Source organism: Kocuria sp. HMSC066H03, from assembly GCF_001812045.1.
GTDB classification, from domain to species: Bacteria; Actinomycetota; Actinomycetes; order Actinomycetales; family Micrococcaceae; genus Kocuria; species Kocuria rhizophila.
The window spans coordinates 1,211,704-1,227,354 of record NZ_KV807506.1 but is presented as its reverse complement, the minus strand read 5'-3'; the positions used below and the strand labels follow the sequence as shown (position 1 = coordinate 1,227,354).

Below are 15,651 nucleotides of genomic sequence, written 5' to 3'. Positions count from 1 at the left end.
GACACACTATTGAGTTGACAAACAACACACCACATCTAAACCCTGATCCAGGGCTTCGGATTGGAAGTTTGCGTTGCCGTGATTCGGAAGCTCTCGTGCTGTCCTGTTGGCAACTCGACTAGCTTATCCGTTCCTCATCCGGTCCGCAACTCGACGTTCTCACGCGGTTGGTTCCTGTGGAGGAAGGGGGCTGGTCGACCGTCCAGGCCAGCTCTCGGCTGTCCGTCCTTGCGGCGACTCGGAATACATTACACACGGCCGCTGACCTGTGCAAAACGGCGTTTGCCCTGCCCAGTGGGGCTCCCTCGCTGGGGCGCAACCTCCCCCGCCGGCGCGTGGTCCCGTGCCAGCGGCACTGGGGCCGCCAAGTTCGTCAGTTGCGCAGCAAGTTCTTGCGTACCTTGCCCGTGGCCGTGCGGGGCAGCTCGTCGCTGAAGGTCACGGTGTCCGGCACTTTGAATCCGCTGAGCTGCGAGCGCACGTGCTCACGCAGCTCGTCCTCCGTGACCTGGGAGCCGCCTGCCCGCACCACGTGGGCCACAGGTCGTTCCCCCCACTTCTCGTGGGCCACCCCCACCACGGCCACGTCCAGAACGTCCGGGTGGGAGTAGAGCGCCTGCTCCACCTCGATCGAGGAGATGTTCTCGCCTCCGGAGATGATCACGTCCTTCGCGCGATCCGTGAGCTGGATGTACCCGTTCGGGTGCATCACCCCGAGGTCCCCGGTGTGGAACCAGCCGCCCCGGAACGCCTCGCGTGTGGTCTCTGGATCCCTGTAGTAGCCGATCATCACGTTGTTGCCCCGGAGCACGACCTCCCCGAGCGTCTCCCCGTCTGCGGGGACGTCCTGCATGTCGGGATCCACGATCCGAGCAGATTCCGCCTGGATCATGGCAACTCCCTGCCGGGACATCTGCCGCGCCCGGTCTGACGCGGACAGGGACCGCCACTGCTCCTGGGGCTCGCAGATGGTGATGGGGCCGAACACCTCGGTGAGCCCGTACACGTGGACCACCTCGAAACCGGCGGTCTCCAGGCGCTCGATGATGCTCGGCGCGGGCGGGGCTCCCGCCGTGGTGATGCGGATGGGATGTTCCAGGGGGTGCGCCTGTTCCGCATCCACGATCACCGAGCACACCGCCGGGGCGCCGCACAGGTGGGTGATGCCCTCCTGGTCGAATGCCTGCCAGATGGCGTCCGGGCGCACCGCTCGCAGACACACGTGCGTACCGCCGGCGGCCGTCACGGCCCACGTGGTGCACCACCCGTTGCAGTGGAACATGGGCAGGGTCCACAGGTACCGGGTCTCGCCCGTGAAGCCGTTGTGGAACACCTCACCCAGACTGTTCAGGTACGCCCCCCGGTGGGAGTACAGCACTCCCTTGGGCCTGCCCGTGGTGCCCGAGGTGTAGTTCAGGGTGATGGGCGTGTTCTCGTCCGCCACGGCCCAGCGCACTGCCCCGCCGGCGGTGCCCTCGGTCTGGGGCGGAGCCGATGGCGTGCCGTCCAGGAACTCCTCGAGCGTGGGCACGCCCGCTCCCACCCCGTCCCGCACGGCCGGCAGGCCCGCCTGGTCGTCGGGAATCTGCACCAGTGCGACCCCGGGACGGTTCGCGAGCGCCTCGGCCACGGTCTCCAGCGCTGAGACGTCCGCGAGGACCACGCGGGCCCCGCAGTGCTCGAGGATGTAGTTCAGTTCCCGAGCGCTCAACCGCGGGTTGAGCGGCACCAGCACGGCCCCGGCCGCGGGCACCGCGTAGTGCGCCATGAGCGCGGCAGGCACATTGGGGGCCACCATGGCCACGGTGGGCCAGTCCCGCTCCAGAAGATCCACCCCCTGGAACTCCTCGCTGGTCGACGACGCCGCTCGGGACGTTCCCTCCGCCGGGTCCTCCTCCCGGCGGTACCCCTCGGGTCCGGGGGATTGCGCCCCGGCCACCAGAGGCAGCAGCGCCGTGGCGAAGCGGTGCACGTCCCGTTGGAACTCCCGGTAGGTCCACTCCCGGGACCCGTGCACGACCGCACGGCGATCAGGGAAGACCTCCGCGCTGCGCTCCAGGAAGCGCAGGGGAGTCATGGGCTCGGTGTTGGCGAACATGGTGCTCCTGAGGAGTCGGCGGTCGGGGCACACCCCGCCGGGTCACTTGTAGGCGGAGATCCCCGTGACGGACTTGCCGATGATGAGCGCCTGGACCGTCTCGGTGCCCTCGTACGTGTGGATGGCCTCGATGTCCGCGAAGTGCCGTGCCACACGGTTCTCCATGAGGATGCCGTTGCCGCCCAGCAGGTCCCGGGCGTTCATGGCCACCTGGCGCGCGGTGCGCGTGGCGGTGTACTTGGCCAGCGAGGCCTGCGGACCGCTGAGCGTCCCGGCCTCCTCCTTGCGGGCCATGGCCATCACGAGGGTCTGGATCTGGGTGAGCTCGCTGAGCATGCGGGTGAGCCGTTCCTGCACGATCTGCGATGCGGCCAGCGGGCGCCCGAACTGGTGGCGCTGCTTGGCGTAGTGCACCGCGGTCTCGTAGCACGCCTGGGCGTGGCCCACCGCGGCCCAGGCCACCCCGATGCGGGTGGCGAACAGCACAGCGGAGGTGTCCCGGAAGCTCTTGGCGTGCGGCAGGACGTTCTCCGTGGGCACGAAGACGTTCTCGAGCGTGATCTCAGCCTGGTGGATGGCCCGCAGGGCCAGCTTGGCCTTCATGGTGGTGCCCGTGTAGCCCTCCGACTCCTGGGGGACCACGAACCCGTGGACGGCGCCGTCCTCGTCGCTGCGTGCCCACACCACGGTGATCCCGCCCATGGATCCGTTGCCGATCCACTTCTTGGCGCCGTTGAGGATGTATCCGCCCTCCACCGGGGTGGCCTTGCTCTCGAGCCCGATGGAGTCGGAGCCGTGGGCCGGCTCGGTCAGCGCGAACGCACCGAGGAGCTTGCCAGTGGCCATGTCCGGCAGCCAGCGCTGCTTCTGCTCGTCGCTGCCGCACAGGGCGATCGAGCGCATGGCCAGCCCGCCCTGGACACCGGACACCGTGGAGATGGAGCCGTCACCGCGCGAGAGCTCCATGGCCACCAGGCCGGCGGCCATCTTGGACATGGGGGGCATGCCGGGCACGTCCACGCCGTCGCGGAGCAGGTCGAGCTCGCCCATGCGGCGCACGAGGTCGAGGTTGTACTCGCCGCGGTCCCAGTACTCGGCGATGACGGGCAGGACGTCCTCCTGCACAAAGGTCCTGGCCCGCAGCTGGTGCGCGCGGTCCTCCTCCGTGATGCCCTCGAAGATCCCGGCCTCGTCCGTGGCCAGGGGCTCGTTCAGGTCGTAGTGCGGCTCCAGGGTGCCCGTGGGGAAGTCCTCCGGGTGGCTGATGGTGATGCCAGTGGTCTCCGTGCTGTCCTTGCTCATGGTGACTCCTCAGTCCTTCTGGAAAGTGCTACTGCTGGGCGGCGTCGAACCGGGCGCCCCGGACACGCTCGGCGGCGCCGCAGCGGTCCAGGTACGGGGTGATGCCACCCAGGTGGAACGGGTAGTTGGCCCCCAGGATCATGCAGAGGTCGATGTCCCGGGCGGTGGCGACAACGCCCTCGTCCAACATGTGGCCGATCTCGTCCGCGAGGGCATCCTGCACGCGCGTGAGCAGCTCGCCGTCCGCGCCGTCACCGGACTGTGCGGCGACGCCGCTGTCCCGGCGGGTGCGCTCGAGGGCCTCGTTCGCACCCTCGGAGAGGTAGGTCTCGGACGTCTCGCCGCGCGTCGGCAGGGTGTTCTTGAGGCCGGCGTCCGCCACGGCGTCGAGCCACGGGGAGAGGGTGAACCGGTCCGGGTAGGCGTCGTTCATGGTGTGGGTGATGTGCACCAGCACCGCGGGACCCACGAAGTCCAGCAGCTGCAGCGGGGTCATGGGCAGACCCATGGGATCCAGGGCGTGGTCCACGGCCTGCGGGTCTCCCCCGGCATCCATGGCGCGGCCGATCTCGTCGAACATGCGGGTGAGCACGCGGTTGACCACGAAGCTCGGGGCGTCCTCCACCCGAACCGCGATCCGTCGCAGCTTGGCGGCGAGGTCGAACGCGGTGGCCAGGGTGGAGTCGTCGGTCTTCTCGCCCGCAACGATCTCGAGCAGCGGGGTGACCTCCACCGGATTGAACACGTGGAAGCCCACGAGCCGCTCGGGGTGCTGGAGGTCCCGGCCCATGGCCGTGATGGACAGCGAGGAGGTGTTCGTGGCGAGGATCGCGTCCTCCTTGATGACGGGCTCCCACTGCGCGAAGACCTGGCGCTTGACGTCCAGCTCCTCGAAGACCGCCTCGATGACGAAGTCCGCGTCCGCGAGGTCCTCCGGGCTCCGGGCGCCCGTGATGAGCGCGCCGAGCTGCTCGGCCTGCTCCTCCGTCATGCGACCCTTCTTGGCCTGGGCCGTGAACCGGTCCCGGGTGCGCTGCACACCGGCGGCCAGCCGCTCGTCGTCCAGGTCCGTCATGACCACCGGAATGCGGGCACCCTGCGCGATGAGGGACGCCAGCTGACCCGCCATGAGACCCGCGCCGATCACGGCTGCCTTCTTGATCTCCCGCACGGGAGCGTCCGGGACGTTGGCGGCCTGCTTGCTGCGGGCGCTCACGAGCTCGAACGCGTAGAGAGAGGCACGCGCGGGCTCCGACTGCACGATGGTCTTGAACGCCTCGACCGCGGCCTCCGCGTTCTCCAGGCGGGAGTCGGTGCGGGCGCGGCCCACGAGCTCGATGGCGGCCACGGGGCCGGGAGCGGCGCCGTGCCAGGCCTGCTCCGCCTTGGCGGCCGCCTTCTGCACCGCGGCGTCCCAGGTCTGGGCGTCCTCCGTGGTGCGGCGGGGCTCGTGCTTGCCCTCGAGGACCTCGACCACCCAGTTCTGCCAGGACGTGTCCCACTGCTCCGAGCCGGGAGCGCCCTCGAGCACGGCGTCCACGAGCCCGATCTCCGCGGCCTTGGCCGGGTTGAGGTTCTTGCCGCGCATGGAGTCGGTCACGATGATGTTCAGCGCGGCCTCCGCTCCCACGAGGTGGGGCAGGAGGTGGACACCGCCCCAGCCCGGGAAGAAGCCCAGGTGGCACTCCGGCAGACCCATGGGGGCCTTGCCGGAGATGGAGAGACGGTAGTCGGTGTGCAGCGCGAGCTCCAAGCCGCCACCCAGGGCCACTCCCGTGATGAGGGAGAACGTGGGCACGTCCATCTCCGCGAGCACCCCGAAGGCGTCGTGGCCGGAGCCGACGTACTCGTCCGAGGTGCCGCTCAGCTGCGCCGCACGGATCTCCTTGAGGTTGGCACCGGCCCCGAAGGACTTCTGGTTGCCCGTGACGACCACGGCCTCCACCTGCGTGGTGTCGATCGCGGAGAGCTCCCGCTGCAGATCGCGCATGGCCTGGGAGCCCCAGATCACGAGACCGTTGGGGTCCGTGGAGTCCAGGCTGACCAGGGCGATGGGCTTCTCACGTCCCGGCAGCACCGGGGTGGTCACGGCGATGGTCACGGTGGACGGGAAGGACTGTTCGCTCACGCGGGGCTCCTGTGTCAGGTCGAGGGGTGGTGTGCACCACAGTGTTTGAGTGTCAGTGTGCCCTGAGACGCAGTCTCACGTCAAGACATTTCGTGCCACTCGCACCCACCCCGACACCCCGCCCCTCACAACGTGGGAGAGCCACCCGTGGGGTGGCCGGTCGACCTGGGCTACGCGGTCCCGGGGTTCGCCCACCCTGCGGACTGTCCGCCCAGGGCCTCGTAGACCGAGCGCGCGGTGCGCTCGGCCACGGCGGCCGGGTCCTCGCCCTGCGGTACGACCACGACGACCGGCGCCGGTGCCGGGGGTGGCGGCGCCGCGGCGTCGTCGAACCGCACGGTGAGATCCGGCGGTAGGAAGGTGAGGTCCACGGGATGCGCCACGAAGGCACGACCCACCCCGAACACACCGCACAGCCACGCGATCCGCTGACTCAGGACCCCCACCAGCTGCTCGCCGTGCGCCGGGCGGGGAGCACGCAGCCAGGTGCGCAGGCAGGCGTTGTGCACCGCCACCGTGGCCGCGGCGAGCGCCACCGCGGTGACTCTGCGGTCCGGGGACTGGGGCAGCACCCGGCGCAGGAACGCGTGGAAGACGCGTTCGTAGCGGGAGGACATGGCGATCTCCCGGTCCCGGAGGGATTCCACGCGCTGCAGCAGGTCGTGCCGAGCCACAGCGCGGTCCCGGTGGTCGAGGTGGTGGCGGAACACCAGCTGTGCGCCCTCCGTGAGGCCGGCCTGGAGCGACTGCCCCGGGCGGCGCAGCAGCAGCTCCAGCTGCTGCAGGGTGGCGGCGTGGTCCGCGAAGACCATGTCCTCCTTGCTGCCGTACTTGCGGAAGAACGTGGCCCGGCTGATGCCCGCCGCTTGGGCAAGCTGCTCCACGGTGGTCTCCGTGTACCCGTGATCCGCCAGCATGCGGATGGAGCGCGTGACCACATCCACCCCCGCTCCGTGCGTCTCGCTCATCTGGGCCTCCTCGGCAGCACCATGGGTCTTCTGGCACGAGACTAGCGGCAATGAGACGGAGTCGCACGGGAGCACGACGCCGCACGGCCGGCTCCGGCGCGCACCGGACCCCGGCCGCATGACACCTTCTGCCTGCCCCGGCCCCGCGAGGAGTGGGTGAGGAGCCCTGACCTCAGCAGCGGTGCTCTCGACCCATCCGCGCCCTGCCGCGACCCTGCTCCCGCCACGCCGCCGCGGCAGGTGCGGGACGCGCGCGGTGGCCCGACACGCCGGGGCCGCGCGCGGATCCGTCGCGCCCCGTCCAGCCTGGGCGCCGGGCCGGGGGGCACGGCCGCGACACCCGTGGGGTGCGAACCCCCTGGAACGTCCCGCGTGGCGAGTGACCTGGGCTATACTTCCGAGTGTTCCGAGCCACAAGATCGGCAACCTGACCACCGGACGTCGGCACATCCATCCGTACTCCCGGAAGCTGGTTTCATCGGCTCTCGTCTTGTTCTATTTCGCTTTCGAGGAGGCGAGATGCGCATCTCCCGCATTTCCAAAACTCTCGGTGTCGCCGCAGCTGCGACCCTGGCCCTGACCGCCTGCGGCGGCGGCGGCGACTCCAACAGCTCCGGCGAGGCCGGCGACGGCAACGCGATCATCACCGCGGACTCCGTGGAGCCCCAGAACCCGCTGGTTCCCACCAACACCACCGAGACCGGCGGTGGCGTGGTCGTCCAGCAGATCTTCAACGGCCTGGTGACCTACGACTCCGAGGGCAAGACCCAGAACGACCTCGCCGAGTCCATCGAGTCCGAGGACAAGCAGACCTGGACCATCAAGATCAAGCCGGACATGAAGTTCACCAACGGTGAGGCCATCACTGCCCAGAGCTTCGTGGACTCCTGGAACTACGGCGCCGCGGCCAAGAACGCCCAGGGCACCTCGAGCTTCTTCGAGCCGATCGAGGGCTACGAGAAGGTCTCCGCCGAGGGCAGCAAGGACGACAAGATGTCCGGGCTGAAGGTCGTGGACGACACCACCTTCACCGTCAAGCTGGTCTCCCCGCAGTCGGACTTCGAGCAGCGCCTGGGTTACACCGCCTTCGCCCCGATGCCCTCCTCCGCCTTCAAGGACATGAAGGCCTTCGGCGAGAACCCCGTGGGCTACGGCCCGTACAAGATGGCCAAGGACGGCGCCTGGCAGCACAACTCCGCCATCGAGCTGGTGAAGAACGAGGACTACAAGGGCCCGGAGGCCGCCAAGAACGGCGGCATCACCTTCAAGCTCTACCAGAACCCGGACACGGCCTACCAGGACCTGATCTCCAACAACCTGGACGTGCTGCAGCAGGTGCCCACCGGGGCACTGGGCAACTACAAGTCCGACCTGGGCGACCGCTACTCCGACAAGCCCTACGCCGGCATCCAGACCATCGCCGTTCCGGAGTACCAGGACAACTGGAAGGGCGAGGCCGGCAAGCTGCGCCGCCAGGCCCTCTCCATGTCCATCAACCGTGAAGAGATCACCAAGGTGATCTTCAACGAGACGCGCCTGCCCGCCACCGACTTCACCGCCCCCACCATCGAGGGCTACCAGGAGGACCTGCCGAACTCGGAGAACACCAAGTTCGACGCGGAGAAGGCCAAGGAGCTCTGGGCCAAGGCCGAGAAGATCCAGCCCTACAACAAGTCCCAGAAGCTGACCATCGCCTACAACGCCGATGCCGGCGGACACAAGGAGTGGGTTGACGCGGTCGCCAACCAGATCAAGAACAACCTGGGCATCGAGGTGGAGGGCAAGTCCTACTCCACCTTCAAGGAGCTGCGCACGGACGCCAAGGCCGGGAAGCTGACCGGCGCCACCCGCTCGGGCTGGCAGGCCGACTACCCGTCCATGTACAACTTCATGGGCCCCACCTTCTCCAAGGGCGCATCCTCCAACGACTCCCGCTACGACAACCCGGAGTTCGAGGCCAAGCTGAACGAGGGTCTCGAGGCCAAGAGCACCGAGGACGGGGTGAAGAAGTTCCAGGAGGCCGACTCCATGCTGCTGGAGGACCTCCCCTCGATCCCGCTCTGGTACAACCAGGCCAACACCGCGTGGTCCGAGAACGTCTCGGGCGTGGGCACCGGCTGGGACGGCGTTCCCGAGTACTACAAGGTCGAGAAGACCGCGAACTGATCTTCTGACCCCCTAAAGCACACGGAGCAGGGAGGCGCGTGACCTTGGCGCCTCCCTGTCCCCGTGTTCCAGAGAGGAGCGACTCTTGGCCTGGTATCTGGTCAAAAGACTTCTGCAGCTGATCCCCGTGTTCTTCGGAGCCACGCTGCTGGTCTACTTCCTGGTCTTCATGACCCCCGGTGATCCGCTGGACGCGCTGTGCGGGGACAAGGGCTGCACGCCCGGTGTCGCCGCCGCGCTGACCGAGCAGTACCACCTGAACGACCCGTTCTTCGTCCAGTACTTCAGCTACATCGGCGGTCTGCTGACCGGTGACCTGGGCGTGAACTTCTCCGGACGCGAGATCAGTGAGGTGCTCGCGGACGCGTTCCCGGCGACCGTCCGACTCGCGATCATCGCGCTGGTCTTCGAGGCCATCTTCGGCATCACCTTCGGCCTCTACGCCGGACTGAAGAAGGGCGGCTGGTTCGACTCGACCGTCCTGGTGGTCTCGCTGATCGTCATCGCCGTCCCGATCTTCGTGCTCGGCTTCGTGATGCAGTACTTCGTGGGCGTCAAGTGGGGGCTCGCGAAACCCACGGTCTCCGGCGCCGCGGACTGGAGCGACCTGATCTTGCCGGGCATCGTGCTGGGCCTGGTCTCCTTCGCCCAGGTGCTGCGCCTGACCCGCACCGCCGTGGCGGAGAACGCCAGCGCGGACTACGTGCGCACCGCAACGGCCAAGGGCCTGACCCGCGGCCGTGTGATCCGGGTGCACATCCTGCGCAACTCGATGATCCCCGTGGCCACCTTCCTGGGCATGGACCTGGGAGCTCTGATGGGCGGCGCGATCGTCACCGAGGGCATCTTCAACGTCCCCGGCATCGGCAATCAGCTGTACAAGGCCCTGACCCTCGGGGACGCACCCATGGTCGTCTCCGTGGTGTCCGTGATGGTCATCATCTTCTGCGTGGCCAATCTGCTGGTTGACCTCCTCTACGCCTGGCTCGACCCGAGGATCCGTTATGCCTGAGAACAACTTCGAGAACAACGACTCCGCGGGCCGGGACCTGAACCCCGAGGCCCGCTCCCACGAGGCCGCCGCCCGGGAGATCCGGGAGACCGCCGACGCCCCGGCCGGCTCCCACCAGAAGGACCTGGGTGGGCTGAGCACCGGCGTCATGATGGAGCACTTCGTCGCGGACGTGGCACAGACTCCCGTGGCGGCCACGGACTCCCGCTCGGCCGAGGGCGCGCCCGTGAGCCTGTGGCGCGATGCCTGGCGGCAGCTGCGGAAGAAGCCCACCTTCATCATCGCGGCGCTGCTGATCGTCCTGGTGATCGTGGTGGCCCTCTTCCCGCAGCTGTTCTGGACCGAGGACCCCTCCGCGGCCTCGACCCAGTGCCTGCTCGAGAACTCCAACGGCAAGGCCACCCCGGGACACCCCATGGGCTTCACCGCCCAGGGCTGCGACGTGTACTCGCGCGTGATCGCCGGAACCCGGGCCTCGCTGATGGTGGGCCTGTTCACGACCATCGGTGTGGTCATCATCGGCGGCATCATCGGTGCCCTGGCCGGCTACTTCGGCGGCTGGCTCGACGCGATCCTCGCGCGACTGGGTGACATCTTCTTCGCCCTGCCCCTGATCCTGGGGGCACTCGTGGTCATGCAGCTGCCGTTCTTCAAGGCCAACCGCGGGGTCTGGACCCTGGTGGTGGTGCTGGTGCTCTTCGGCTGGCCACAGATCGCGCGCATCATGCGCGGGGCGGTGGTCGAGGTGCGCAACGCGGACTACGTGGTCAGCGCCCGCTCCCTGGGCGTCTCCTCGTTCGGCATCCTGGTGCGCCACATCATCCCGAACGCCATGGCACCGGTGATCGTGATCGCCACGATCTCGCTGGGCACGTTCATCGTGGCCGAGTCCACCCTGTCCTACCTCGGCATCGGCCTCCCGGCCAGCACCATGAGCTGGGGCAACGACATCTCGGACGCGAAGGACGCCTTCCGCTCGAACCCGATGCCCGTATTTTGGCCCGGCCTGGCACTCTCGCTGACCGTCCTGAGCTTCATCATGCTCGGGGACGCGCTGCGTGACGCGCTGGATCCCAAGGCCCGGAAGAAGTGATGAACATGTCTGAGGAGAAGAACCGTCCCCTGCTGGAGGTCCGCGATCTCGGGATCGCGTTCACCACCGCCACGGGCGAGGTGCAGGCCGTCGAGGACTCGAACTTCACCGTGATGCCCGGGGAGACCGTGGCCATCGTGGGTGAGTCCGGCTCGGGCAAGTCCACGTCGGCCCTGGCCGCGATCGGGCTGCTGCCCGCCAACGGCCGCGTGAACTCGGGTCAGATCATCTTCGACGGCGAGGACATCACGCACGCCAGCGAGAAGCGCAAGGTCAAGCTGCGCGGCAGCCAGATCGGCATGGTCCCGCAGGATCCGATGTCCAACCTCAACCCCGTGTGGAAGGTGGGCTTCCAGGTCCGGGAGACGCTCAAGGCCAACGGGCTGCCCGCGAAGGACGAGGACGTCGCCCGGGTGCTGAGCCAGGCCGGTCTGCCGGACGCGGAGAAGCGCGCGAAGCAGTACCCGCACGAGTTCTCCGGTGGCATGCGCCAGCGAGCCCTGATCTCGATCGGGCTCTCGTGCCAGCCGAGGCTGCTGATCGCGGACGAGCCCACCTCGGCCCTGGACGTCACGGTGCAGCGCACCATCCTGGACCACCTCCAGACCATGACGGACAAGCTGGGCACCGCGGTGCTGCTGATCACCCACGACCTGGGCCTCGCCGCGGAGCGCGCCCAGAAGGTCGTGGTGATGTACAAGGGCCGCGTGGTGGAGGCGGGCCCGGCGCTGCAGCTGCTGCGCACCCCGCGCCACCCCTACACCCAGAAGCTCGTGGACTCCGCGCCCTCGCTGGCGTCCCGGCGCATCGAGGTGGCCCGCACCCGCGGGGAGGAGTCCGAGGACCTGCTCGCGGAGCGCCCGCAGACGGCCATGCAGACCGCGCTGCGACAGGACTTCGTCCAGGTCAAGGATCTGACGAAGGTCTACAAGCTGCGCGGGTCCTGGGGCCGGTCCGAGGACTTCACGGCGGTGGACAAGGTGTCCTTCGACATTCCCCGCGGCACCACCACCGCGGTGGTGGGTGAATCCGGTTCCGGCAAGTCCACCGTGGCCAAGATGATGCTCGGCCTGGAGCCGATCACCTCCGGGTCGATCGTCTTCGACGGCCAGGACGTGGCGCGACTCAAGGGCAAGGAGATGTTCGCTTTCCGGCGCCGGGTGCAGCCGATCTTCCAGGACCCCTACGGTTCCCTGGACCCGATGTACAACATCTACCGCACGATCGAGGAGCCGCTGAAGGTCCACGGCGTGGGGACGTCCAAGGAACGGGAGAACAAGGTCCGGGAGCTCATGGACCAGGTCTCCCTGCCCCAGTCCATGCTCGCCCGGTACCCCAACGAGCTCTCGGGTGGCCAGCGCCAGCGCGTGGCGATCGCCCGCGCCCTCGCGCTCAACCCGGAGCTCGTGGTCTGCGACGAGGCCGTCTCCGCCCTGGACGTGCTGGTGCAGGCGCAGATCCTCAACCTGCTGGCCGAGCTGCAGCACGAGCTGGGTCTCACGTACCTGTTCATCACGCACGACCTCGCGGTGGTCCGCCAGATCGCGGACAACGTGTGCGTCATGCAGAAGGGTTCACTGGTCGAGCGGGGTTCCACCGACTCCGTGTTCGAGAATCCCCAGACGGAGTACACCCGCCAGCTGCTGGCGGCGATCCCCGGAGCGGGTCTGCTCACGGCCGGCTGAGCGGGGACCGGTCCCGCGGGCAGCTCCGCAGGGCCGGACGGAACGGACGAGCGCCCGGTGCCACGATCCACGTGGCACCGGGCGCTTCGTCATTCGGGGCGCCGTCTCGAGCGGGGCACCCCACACGGTGCGGCTGGGAGACCCGGCACCGGGATGACAGCTCGGAACCGCCGTCCTCCCTTCGCCCGGCGCCACAGTGCCCCGCCGAGCCGCGGGGCACGTGACAGGGGGCTCAGCCCCCGAACGCCGCGGTGACCTGCCCGGGGACGGCCACGCGCACGGCGTAGAGCGAGCCCGCAGTGGGCTGGACGTGGTCCGGGAGGTTCTCACGCGACGTCGTGATGTAGAGCGTGCGCAGGTCCTCGCCGCCCAGGGCGCACGCGGTGGTCTGCTTGGCGCCCACCGTGACCACGGTGTCCAGGGTGCCGTCCGGGAGGTAGCGGTGCACCTGGCCCGCGCCGTTGAGGGCCACCCACACGGCGCCCTCGGAGTCCACGGTGAGACCGTCCGGGCTCACGGACACGCTGCCCGGCTCGTAGGTCTCCTCCGGGTCCGTGGCGGCCGCGGCCGCGTGCTCGTCCAGCACGGGAGCCACGAACGTGCGACGGTTGCGCAGCCCGCCCTCAGCGCTCCAGTCGAACACGGAGACCTCGTGGGTGGGGGTGTCGTTGTAGTAGGCCAGCGTGCCGTCCGGGGACCACGCGATCCCGTTGGAGATGCTCACGCCCTCGAGCACGGGCTCCCACGTGAGGTCCGTGGCCACGCGGTACAGGGTGGCGGCGCCCTCGGCCTGGTCGTACGCCATGGAGCCCACGTAGAAGGAGCCGTCCGGGGCCACACCGCCCTCGTTCATGCGGATGTCCGGGGTCTCCCACAGGCCGATCTCGCGCTCCACCGTTGCGGTGGCATCCGTGAGGACGATCCCCCGTTCCACGGCGACGATCTGCCCGCCGCCCGCCCGGGGACGCACGCACGCGGCCACGTCCCCCACGTGCTGCCGGCGCGGCTGGTCCTCCGGGGTGAACGTCATGACGTCCCCGGCGAGCATGTCCACCCAGGCCAGCCCGCCCCACGTCCGGCTCCAGCACGGCCCCTCGGCGTGGTGCATCCAGGACGGGGTGATCCTCTGCGCTGTCAGCTGGTTCACGGTTGCGGCCTCCTCGGGCTGGTGGGTGCGGGAATACGGTCACGGTCGTAGGTGATCTCCGTGTAGCCGTGCGGCACGGGCTCGCCGTTCTCGTCCAGGCTCACGAACACGATCTTGTCGATGCTCAGGATCAGCTCGCGCGTGATCATGTTGCGCACCTGAGCGCGCATGGTCAGGGACGTGCGCCCGAACCGGGTGGCCGTGAGGCCCATCTCGATGAGGTCCCCCTCCACGGCGGAGGACACGAACTCGATCTCCGACATGTACTTGGTGACCGCCCGCCGGTTGCCCAGCTGCACGATCGCGTAGATCGCAGCCTCCTCGTCGATCCACCGCAGCAGCGAACCCCCGAACAGGGTGCCGTTGGCGTTGAGGTCCTCGGGCTTGACCCACTTGCGTGTGCGGAACGAGATGTCGCCGGGCTGTCTCATGCGCCCCAGCCTATGCGGGCGGGCTCGGGGCCGCGCAACGACGACGCCGCTCCGCAGCCCCCGCACGCCGCGTACCGGGTCCTGTCCGGCCGTCCGCCCCTGGCAGGAGCGCCGGTCTCCCCCGCACACGCACCAGCCCACCGCAGACACACCAGCCCACCGCACGCGCACCAACCCGCCGCCCGGGCTCCCGCACGCTGCGCACCACTGCCGACGCGCGTCCGGTGCGGGCGGCACGGTGGCGCGCGGCGGCGTCGTCCGCGATGATGCGGTCATGAGTGCCACCACGCGGGCCGCGAGCGCCGAGCGGCAGGACCCCGGGCCGGGATTCCAGCGCCGGGTGCTGACCGTGCTCGCGCTGGGTCAGATCCTGGGCGGGCTCGGCACCGGGGCCACGCTGGCCCTGGGGGCGCTGCTGATCACGGAGGTCTCCGGCAACAGTGCCCTGTCCGGCATGGCGTCCACCATGAACACCCTGGGTGCGGCACTGGAGGCCATCCCGCTGGCGCGGCTCGCGCAGCGCCGGGGCCGCCGGGTGTCGCTGACCACCGGGGCCCTCGTGGCGGTCCTGGGGGCGGCCGTCATCGTGGTGGCCTCGACCCTGAACGTGCTCCCGGCGCTGCTCGTGGGCATGGGGCTGCTGGGTGCGGGCACCGCCCTGAACCTGCAGTCCCGCTTCGCGGCCACGGACGCGGCCGCCCCCCGCACGCGGGCGCGGGACCTCTCCCTGGTGGTGTGGTCCACCACCGTGGGAGCCGTGGTGGGCCCCAACCTCTTCGGTCCCGGCGAGGCGATCGGCCGCGCGCTGGGGCTGCCGCCGTTCACGGGCGGGTTCGTGATCGCCCTGTGCGCGCAGTGCCTGGGTGCCGCGGTGTACTTCGTGGGGCTGCGCCCGGACCCCCTGGCCGTGGCCCTGGCCCGGGGCGGGTCCGTGGCGAACAGGCCGGACCCCGCGGGCGGGTTCACCCTGCTGCGCACCGTGCCCGCCGCGCGGCGAGCCGTGCTGGTGGTCGCACTGTCCCACGCGGTGATGGTGAGCGTGATGTCCATGACCCCGGTGCACCTGACCAGCCACGGCGCCACGCTGTCCGTGGTGGGTCTGACCATCTCCCTGCACGTGGCCGGGATGTACGCGCTCTCGCCGGTGTTCGGATGGCTCGCGGACGCGATCGGGCGTGTGAGCACGGTGCTGCTGGGGCAGGGGCTTCTCGTGGCGGCACTGGTGCTCACCTGGCTGGGCCCGGACCAGCACGGGTTCGTGCTCGCCGCACTCGTCCTGCTGGGGCTCGGCTGGTCCGTGTCCACCGTGGCCGGTTCCACCATGGTCACCGAGTCCGTGGCGACCCACGACCGGCCCGGGCTTCAGGGCACCTCGGACCTCGTGATGAACCTGTGCGGCGCGGCCGGCGGGGCCCTTGCCGGTCCCGTGCTAGCCGCAGTGGGCTTCTCGGGGCTGGGTGTGGCCGCCATGCTGCTCGTGGCCCTCACGACCGCCACGGCGCTGCGGGGCCGGTGAGCGCGTCCCCCGCTGGACCCCACGGATGGCGACGCCGCCCCGGAGCGGCCGGGGCGGCGTCGTCGACCGCGAGGGACGGGGCGGCGTCCTCCGACGAGGGGGACG

General features: G+C 69.4%; 11 protein-coding genes. 5 read left to right on the top strand and 6 right to left on the bottom strand.

Annotated features, from left to right (window positions below):
* Nucleotides 1-373: 373 nt before the first annotated feature.
* The 4 genes from HMPREF2833_RS08890 to HMPREF2833_RS12545 all read right to left on the bottom strand — a co-directional run bounded on the left by HMPREF2833_RS08890 (nucleotide 374) and on the right by HMPREF2833_RS12545 (nucleotide 6,496).
* Nucleotides 374-2,098: an AMP-binding protein gene (locus tag HMPREF2833_RS08890; protein WP_019310759.1), complete on the bottom strand. Its 1,725-nt coding sequence runs from the start codon at nucleotides 2,096-2,098 to the stop codon at nucleotides 374-376.
* A 42-nt stretch (nucleotides 2,099-2,140) separates the two neighbouring features.
* The gene (locus HMPREF2833_RS08885; RefSeq protein WP_039100637.1) at nucleotides 2,141-3,400 is read right to left on the bottom strand and encodes an acyl-CoA dehydrogenase family protein; all 1,260 of its coding nucleotides are present in this window, start codon (nucleotides 3,398-3,400) and stop codon (nucleotides 2,141-2,143) included.
* Between the two features lie 28 nt (nucleotides 3,401-3,428).
* Complete coding sequence (locus HMPREF2833_RS08880) at nucleotides 3,429-5,528, bottom strand: 3-hydroxyacyl-CoA dehydrogenase NAD-binding domain-containing protein (protein ID WP_070637518.1); 2,100 nt, start codon at nucleotides 5,526-5,528, stop codon at nucleotides 3,429-3,431.
* 170 nt (nucleotides 5,529-5,698) lie between these two features.
* Nucleotides 5,699-6,496 (bottom strand): TetR/AcrR family transcriptional regulator, encoded by a 798-nt coding sequence (locus tag HMPREF2833_RS12545; RefSeq protein ID WP_019310762.1) that lies wholly within the window; start codon nucleotides 6,494-6,496, stop codon nucleotides 5,699-5,701.
* Nucleotides 6,497-7,015: 519 nt separating this feature from the next.
* Between HMPREF2833_RS12545 and HMPREF2833_RS08870 the strand changes: the two genes are divergently transcribed.
* The 4 genes from HMPREF2833_RS08870 (at nucleotide 7,016) to HMPREF2833_RS08855 (ending at nucleotide 12,452) form a co-directional block, all read left to right on the top strand.
* Nucleotides 7,016-8,662: a peptide ABC transporter substrate-binding protein gene (locus HMPREF2833_RS08870; protein WP_039100639.1), complete on the top strand. Its 1,647-nt coding sequence runs from the start codon at nucleotides 7,016-7,018 to the stop codon at nucleotides 8,660-8,662.
* 85 nt (nucleotides 8,663-8,747) lie between these two features.
* A complete protein-coding gene (locus HMPREF2833_RS08865; protein ID WP_070637516.1) occupies nucleotides 8,748-9,674 on the top strand; it encodes an ABC transporter permease in 927 nt (308 codons plus the stop codon).
* Entirely contained in the window at nucleotides 9,667-10,767 is a 1,101-nt protein-coding gene (locus HMPREF2833_RS08860) for an ABC transporter permease (protein WP_019310765.1), read from the top strand. The genes HMPREF2833_RS08865 and HMPREF2833_RS08860 overlap by 8 nt, the downstream gene beginning before the upstream one ends.
* Before the next feature lie 5 nt (nucleotides 10,768-10,772).
* A complete protein-coding gene (locus HMPREF2833_RS08855) occupies nucleotides 10,773-12,452 on the top strand; it encodes a dipeptide ABC transporter ATP-binding protein (protein ID WP_371441075.1) in 1,680 nt (559 codons plus the stop codon).
* 232 nt (nucleotides 12,453-12,684) lie between these two features.
* Here the strand turns inward: HMPREF2833_RS08855 and HMPREF2833_RS08850 are convergent, their stop codons facing one another.
* Nucleotides 12,685-13,599, bottom strand: coding sequence for an SMP-30/gluconolactonase/LRE family protein (locus HMPREF2833_RS08850; protein ID WP_070637513.1), 915 nt, complete (start codon nucleotides 13,597-13,599; stop codon nucleotides 12,685-12,687).
* Nucleotides 13,596-14,030 (bottom strand): acyl-CoA thioesterase, encoded by a 435-nt coding sequence (locus tag HMPREF2833_RS08845; RefSeq protein ID WP_082142091.1) that lies wholly within the window; start codon nucleotides 14,028-14,030, stop codon nucleotides 13,596-13,598. Before HMPREF2833_RS08845 ends, HMPREF2833_RS08850 begins: the two co-directional genes overlap by 4 nt.
* A 274-nt stretch (nucleotides 14,031-14,304) precedes the next feature.
* Here HMPREF2833_RS08845 and HMPREF2833_RS08840 point away from each other — a divergent pair, with 274 nt between their 5' ends.
* Nucleotides 14,305-15,546 carry an MFS transporter gene (locus HMPREF2833_RS08840; RefSeq protein WP_070637511.1) on the top strand — a complete coding sequence of 414 codons (1,242 nt, stop codon included), beginning with the start codon at nucleotides 14,305-14,307 and terminating at the stop codon, nucleotides 15,544-15,546.
* Nucleotides 15,547-15,651: the final 105 nt, after the last annotated feature.